The following is a 6,946-nucleotide window of genomic DNA, read 5'->3' as shown; positions in this document are numbered from 1 at the left end:
GCTGACGGCCGCGGAGCCGTCGGCACCCGTCCGCTCGGCGGTCGCGTTCTCCCGGGCGACCGCAAGGTCCGCGCGCAGGCGGTCGAGGTCGTCGGCGTGGCTCTGGGGCACGTCGCCGTCGAACAGGTCGATTTCGTCGGTCGTCGTGTTGTGCTCGCCGGCGACGAACACCGTGTCCTCGGGGATGTCGAACCCGCGGTCGCGGAGTTCGTCCTTGACGGTCTCGTCGTTGCAGATGGCCGCGAGGACGCGGGCGTTCGGGCCGCCGGGGTTGCCGGCGCAGGCACCGCAGTCCAGACTCGAATCGAACGGGTTGTTGGCCGTCTCGCTGGCGTGGCCGGTGAACACGACGAGGCGGCCGAACTCCTCCCAGCCCATCAGTCCGAAGGCGTTCGCGGCGTACTCGACTTTCTCGTCGTCGGTCAGCCCCACTGGGAGGTCGCCGACGTAGGAGTGTTGGTGGTGGACGGTTGGGTCGCAGAACTCGTGGTTGTCGGGGGTCGCGTCGTCGGCGGTTCCGAGCAGGTCGGAGACGCGCCCGGGGACGAGCGTGCGGGCCGCGAGGGCGACCCCATACCCGCTCCCGGCGCTCTCGACGAAGCCGAAGGCGGTGGCGGGATTGGTCTTCAGTGACTCGATGACTTCACCCGCGGTCTCACGGAGGTTCGACCAGCGGTCGTGGCTCGCCTTCGTCTCCCTGTCGGTCGGGACCTCGGTGACGCGGTGTGCCGGGTCGACAATCGGGGGACAGGCGTCGACCGACACCTCGTCGTCGTAGCCCTGGTACTCCATCGGGATGCCGAAGAAGCCGGCGTAGCCGTGGGTCTCGTAGTCGCCCGTGTCCTCGATGTGCCGGCGGATGACCTCCGAGCGCGTGTCGATACAGAAGACCAGTTGCGCGTCCGGACGACCGCCGGGCGCGCTGTTTTCGAGGGCCTCGCTCTCGGCGGCGACGCGGTCGACGACCTCGCCGCGGTAACTCGCCTCCCACGCGCTCAGGAACGCGTCGGCGAGTTCGTCGGTCGCATCGGCCTCGCCGCGTTCGGGACCGGTCGACGGCTCGACATCGACGCCGAACGCGTCGAGGAGCGCGAGACGGGCCGCGAGATAGCCGTCGAGCGTAATCGGGTGCGTGGACTGCCACTCGCCGTCGTCGGCGGCGCGTTGCTTGATGAAGCCGGTCCAGCCGGGGAGCGCGGCGAGTTGCTCCTCGAATATCGGCACCCACTGGCTTTCGGGGTACGACGCGACTACGGACTCGACGGTTTCGACCGGCGACTCGGGCAGGTCGGCGACGATTCCGTCGTCGGGAATCTGGCCGTCGTACGCGGCCATCGAGCGGAAGGCGCTGTAGAACCCGTCTTCGCGGTTCGGCATCGGCCAGTGGGCCTGTCCCTCATCGAGGAACGCCGACAGCCACTTCGTCAGCACGCGGTCGACCCGCGCGGTCCCGGCGTCGGCGTCGGCGTCAGCGCCCGAGGAGTTCGACTCGACGCCGGCGTCCATGCGCTCCAGCAGCGTTTCGGGGTCGTCGTCGTAGCCGCGCTCGGCCAGTTCCGAGGCGAGCACATCGGGGTCGATTTGCCCGTCGTCGAGGGCCGCTTCGAACGTCTCGGGGGTCGGGTAGCCGCGGCCGCCGACGAGGTCAGCGGCCTGGGTGACGGCTTCGTGGAACGGCATGTCTTCGAATCCCGAAAGCGGGTTGGCCGTCACGAACGAGTGAATCGGCCAGACCGAGCCGACGGTCGTCGCCGCTTTGTCGATGCTGTCTTCGATGGCGTGTTCAGTACTCATTGTAGTCCTCCGTGGCGGTCAGCACGGTGCTGGAGGCGGGTTGGCTCGCGTTCAACAGTGCGACGTAGAGGCGGTGGCTGCGCTCGTGGACGCCGAGTTCTATCGCGGCGTAGACGACGAGGAAGACGCCGGCGACGAGCGCGTGGAGCGCGCTCAGTTCGGCCGGAGCCTCGACGACCGGCAGCCCGGACAGGACGCTCGAAATCGCCTCGTAGGCGAGCGCGTAGACGGTGATTGCCGGCAGGAAGACGAACGGGACCGCGCCGTAGCGGGCCGTCGCCGGAAGCGCGGCGTTCGCGACGACGTTGCGGGCCGCGTGCAGCGTGGTGAGCACGACGAACGTCACGAGCAGGAGCCCGCTGTCGAGGTGCGTTCCCTTCCCGGTGAGCGCCGCGAACAGCGCGCCGCCGGCCAGCCCGGTCGCCAGGACGACGACCGCGCCCGCGACACCGGTCTCGTGGGCGTCGTGGTCCGTCGGGGCGGTGTGTTCGACCGCCGCGCCCGCACTGAGGAAGTGGTACGCCTTGTAGAAGCCGTGCAGGATGAGGTGAGTGATGGCGGCTCCGAAGAAGCCGAGGCCGGCCTGCATAATCATGAAGCCCATCTGGCCGATGGTCGAACAGCCGAGTTCGCTCTTGACGTCCGTCTGGACGTTCTTGAGTAGTTTTCCGAGCAGGGCGCTGGTCGCGCCGACGACCACGATGCCGAGCATGAGCGTGGCGTCGAGAGTCACGACCGGGGCGAACCGGAGCAGCAGGATGCCGCCGGCGTTCACGAAGCCTGCGTGCATCAGCGCGGAGGCGGGCGTCGGCGCGGTCATCGAGGAGAGCAGCCAGCCGTGGAACGGGACGAGCGCGGACTGAATCATCGCCGCGAGGACGAGCGCGACACAGGCGAGAAGCCACACCGGCCCGCCGAGCCCGTCGGCGCTCGCGGCGATACCGGAGACCGTCGTCGCGCCGGTCGCCCACCAGAGGGCTGCAAGCGCGACGCCGAGGAACGCGCTACTGGCGAGGAAGTACCTGCGAGCGACGCTCGCGGCGGCCTGCGCTTGATTCCAGCCGTCGATGATGCCGATGAGTTTCGCCATCGCGAGCCCCATCGCCAGCCAGAGCAGCCAGAACAGCGCGACGTGGTCGGCCGCGACGAGGCCCATCACGGCGACCGTGAAGCCGAACACGGTCGCGAAGAAGCTCGTCTCGTGGCGACTGCCGGCCATGTAGCGGCGCGAGTAGCTGTGGACGATGCCGCTGAAGAACGTCACGACCACCCACAGCAGCACGGTCAGGCCGTCGACGGCGACGACACCGGGAATCTCCCACGCGCCGCCGAGTCGAACTCGGGCGAAGAGCACGGCGACGCTCGCGGCGAACAGCGCCCACACGAGCTTCGTTAGTGCGACGGGCGCGAGCGGCGAGTCCGCCGTCGCGTCCGGGAGTGCTCCGACCGTCGGTTTCGAGCTGTGTCCTGACATCGTTCGATTCGTCGTTGACCAGACCGGGAACCGAAACGCGTTCGGCGACCGATACTGGTCGTCCTTACGCCCATTCGAGAACAGATTGGCTATTAAATCTACCTACATTCACAAATCGTTCGCAAATTAGCCATTAAAGAACATTATGGTTTTCTGGGCATGTGACTATGTGACATTCGGCGCTGGACGGATTGAATCTCTACAAAACCCGCTTTTCACGCCGTGTACCGCACTATCCGCCCAGTCGGTAATCGACGACCGGCGATTGGTCACGCGACGCCGACCCGCCACGGGGACCTGCGACCGCGGTCGCTCGCCGGACTCGGTGACCGATTCGTGAACGCTCCGTTCGTCGTGAGGATATCGTGCGCGCGCCCGCTCAGGAATCGTTTTCGGCGTGTCTCTCGGCGTCGAACTTCCCGAATGGTGTCGTCTCGTGCGTGCGGACGAGCACCTCGTCGGCGACGGTGAGACCCATATCGAGGAGTTCCTGCGCGATGGACGTGATGTCGCTGTCCGTCTCGCCGACGGCGGTCACGAGGAGGTTCTGTTCGCCGGTGACCAGTTCTTGGACGGCCACGACGCCGTCCATCTCCAGAATCTCGGGGACGAGTTCGCCGCGCTTGGGAATCGAGGCCGTACAGTAGAGCAACATTCGGAGCGGATAGCCCGACTTCCCATAGTCGACGCTCGCGCTGTAGCCCTTGACCACGCCGTCGGATTCGAGTCGCTGGATGCGCTTGCGGACGGTGCTGTCCGAGGTTCCCGTTCGCTTCGCGATGTCGCCGGACGACATGTTTCGGGCGTCCTCTTGGAGCGCGTACAGAATCGCCTTGTCCACGTCGTCGATATCCTCGCCAGCCATACCACTACGTGGGGGAGGAGAGCACTTTATCCTTTGATATTGTTCGGACGGCGGTCCGCGCGGTACCCGACATCGGTCGTCTCCAGAGGTAGATTTATTACCCATCCGATACAATTAGTTACTATGATTGTTGTAAAAGATAACGCCGACACGCCCAAAGCTCACGAGCAGTCCGTTCGCCGCACGGCCACCTTCGCCGACATGGCCGCCGCGATGCGTGGGTTCTGAGCGGTTTTTCTGGGGCCGTCTCTCTGCTCCGTTCGCCCGACTGCGCCGCGATATGACTGATTTCCTGAGTTTTCGCGTTTCCTGATAACCCGTTTCCGCGACCCGTCCGAACCGGCGCAAGACGCGCTTCGCGCCGGGAAAACGGATTTACCTTTGGGTGTCATATTCTACCAAACTGGGCGACACCGCCCTGATACCCATGGCAGACAAACCACACCAAAACCTAGCCATCATCGGACACGTCGACCACGGGAAGTCCACGCTCGTCGGCCGGCTTCTGTTCGAGACAGGTAGCGTCCCGGAACACATCATCGAACAGCACCGCGAGGAGGCGGCGTCCAAGGGGAAGTCGGGCTTCGAGTTCGCCTACGTCATGGACAACCTCGCCGAGGAGCGCGAGCGCGGCGTCACCATCGACATCGCCCACCAGCGCTTCGACACGGACAAGTACTACTTCACCATCGTCGACACGCCCGGCCACCGCGACTTCGTGAAGAACATGATCACGGGCGCGTCGCAGGCCGACCACGCGATTCTCGTCGTCGCCGCCGACGACGGTGTCGCGCCGCAGACCCGCGAGCACGTCTTCCTCGCCCGAACGCTCGGTATCGAGGAACTCATCATCGCGGTCAACAAGATGGACGTCGTCGACTACAGCGAGGACTCCTACAAGCAGGTCAAAGAGGAGGTCCAACAGCTCCTGAACCAGGTACGGTTCAACTCCGACGACGCCGGCTTCATCCCCATCTCGGCGTTCGAGGGCGACAACATCGCCGAGCCTTCGGAGAACATGTCGTGGTTCGACGGCCCGACGGTGCTGGAGTCCCTGAACAACCTCCCCGAGCCGTCGCCGCCGACGGACGCCCCGCTTCGCGTCCCGATTCAGGACGTGTACACCATCTCCGGTATCGGGACGGTCCCGGTCGGCCGCGTCGAGACGGGGGTTCTCAAGACCGGCGACAACGTCCGGTTCATGCCCTCTGACGCGGGTGGCGAAGTGAAGACCATCGAGATGCACCACGAGGAGGTCCCGGAGGCGGGCCCCGGCGACAACGTCGGCTTCAACGTCCGCGGCGTCGGCAAGGACGACATCCGCCGCGGCGACGTCTGTGGCCCCGCCGACGACCCGCCGTCGGTCGCCAAGACGTTCAAGGCGCAAATCGTCGTGATGCAGCACCCGTCGGTCATCACCGCCGGCTACACGCCGGTCATCCACGCACACACCGCGCAGGTCGCCTGCACGTTCGAGTCGCTCGACCAGAAACTCGACCCCGCGTCGGGCGAGGTCGCAGAGGAGGAACCGGACTTCATCAAGGCCGGCGACGCCGCCGTCGTCACGCTCCGGCCGCAGAAGCCGCTCAGCATCGAACCGTCGTCAGAAATCGCCGAACTCGGGAGCTTCGCCATCCGCGACATGGGACAGACCATCGCGGCCGGCAAAGTCCTCGAAGTCTACGAGTAGCGCCCGGTTTCGACCACAGTTTTTCGCGCCACCGCCGCGACAGCGACCGTACCGTCTCCACGGGCGGTTGGCGACCGATTGGTCACAAACGGCGTGTGAGCGTCCGCGGCCCGCGGCGTCACTCGTTCGCGCCGGGGTAGAGCGCCGACACCTGCCAGACGTTCGCGCGAACGCCGGCCCGCTCGATGTCCATCCGCACGCGGTCGCCGGCGTGGTGGTTCGCGAGGTAGTCGCGGAAGCTGCTGTTCTCGTAGGAGGTAACGTGGAACGTCGAGCCGTTGTCGCCGCGGAGCGTCGCCGCACCGTGGTCGTTCACCTCGTTTACGATTGTAAACGTACCTGGGCTATTTCTGGACGCTGTCTGAGACATGTGCGATTATATGTTAATGAGGGACATAAAACCTAGCGTTGCGTTTAGTAAATCATTATAAACAATCTAGTGATTGCTTCTCACACGAAACTGTCCGCTCGCTGTCGGTCGGTTTTCGGAGAATGGCCCGCGTCCGGTGGTCGATTCAGCGGCCGTGCGCCGGCGCTTGGGTTGTGTCCGGCGTGGGACGTGACGCGACACGGCCACGCTATCGAGCGCAGGTGGGTCGTCGAAACGAATCGTGTCGCGTAAGTACGGCTTCTCGAATCGGGGACGGGGCGCAGTCGTCCTAGGCGGTGGAGCCAATTAACCGAATAGCTTGATATATCCGGCTTGATTAGTGGCCCGCGTCGCCGTGGACCCCTCGGCGCACGTCGACGTAGTAGTCGCGGAGCAGGTCCCGACCGATTCGGAGCGGCGTCTCCGAACCCACGTCCTCGTCGAGCACCGCGGTCACGGTCCGGCGTTGCCCCGCGAGTTCGACCACGATATCCACCCGCGGGGGCGCGTCGTCGTCGACCACCGCCGCCGGCGGCTCGGTACCGAGGTCGGCCGCCAACTGGGGGGCGATTCGCGTCGTCGAAGCCGCGGTGTCGATGCGCGCGAGCACTTCCTTCGACCCGCTGATGCCGGTGACGGTCACGCGCTCCGCGTGGCCGACGACGGGAACCCGCTCGTCGCGAACGTGCGACGGAGCGTCAGCCGGGGGCGTCCCGTCGAGCGTGCGGCCCGAGTCGTTCGACGAGCGCCGGG

At 65.9% G+C, this 6,946-nt stretch carries 5 protein-coding genes and 1 pseudogene; 1 reads left to right on the top strand and 5 read right to left on the bottom strand.

Features of this window, described 5'->3' with window-relative positions; all coding sequences use genetic code 11:
• The 3 genes from NKF06_RS18890 to NKF06_RS18880 all read right to left on the bottom strand — a co-directional run.
• Positions 1-1,794, bottom strand: a 1,794-nt coding sequence (locus NKF06_RS18890; protein WP_253246291.1) for a putative inorganic carbon transporter subunit DabA, incomplete at its 3' end; no start/stop codon positions are given.
• Positions 1,784-3,268, bottom strand: coding sequence for a proton-conducting transporter membrane subunit (locus NKF06_RS18885; protein WP_253246290.1), 1,485 nt, complete (start codon positions 3,266-3,268; stop codon positions 1,784-1,786). The genes NKF06_RS18890 and NKF06_RS18885, both read right to left, overlap by 11 nt.
• 379 nt (positions 3,269-3,647) lie before the next feature.
• A complete protein-coding gene (locus NKF06_RS18880; protein ID WP_008095561.1) occupies positions 3,648-4,133 on the bottom strand; it encodes an Lrp/AsnC family transcriptional regulator in 486 nt (161 codons plus the stop codon).
• Positions 4,134-4,560: 427 nt separating this feature from the next.
• Between NKF06_RS18880 and tuf the strand changes: the two genes are divergently transcribed.
• On the top strand, positions 4,561-5,823 hold the full coding sequence (gene tuf, locus NKF06_RS18875; protein ID WP_253246289.1) for a translation elongation factor EF-1 subunit alpha: 1,263 nt from the start codon (positions 4,561-4,563) through the stop codon (positions 5,821-5,823).
• Between the two features lie 118 nt (positions 5,824-5,941).
• Here the strand turns inward: tuf and NKF06_RS18870 are convergent, their stop codons facing one another.
• Together NKF06_RS18870 and NKF06_RS18865 are read right to left on the bottom strand one after the other, a co-directional pair.
• Complete coding sequence (locus NKF06_RS18870) at positions 5,942-6,193, bottom strand: hypothetical protein (protein ID WP_256477605.1); 252 nt, start codon at positions 6,191-6,193, stop codon at positions 5,942-5,944.
• Between the two features lie 337 nt (positions 6,194-6,530).
• Positions 6,531-6,946, bottom strand: a pseudogene (locus NKF06_RS18865) (RimK/LysX family protein); the annotation flags it as partial.

This window comes from Haloferax sp. AB510 (genome assembly GCF_024136985.1).
GTDB lineage: Archaea > Halobacteriota > Halobacteria > Halobacteriales > Haloferacaceae > Haloferax.
The sequence above is the reverse complement of the archived record's forward strand: the minus strand, read 5'-3'. Positions and strand labels throughout refer to the sequence as shown.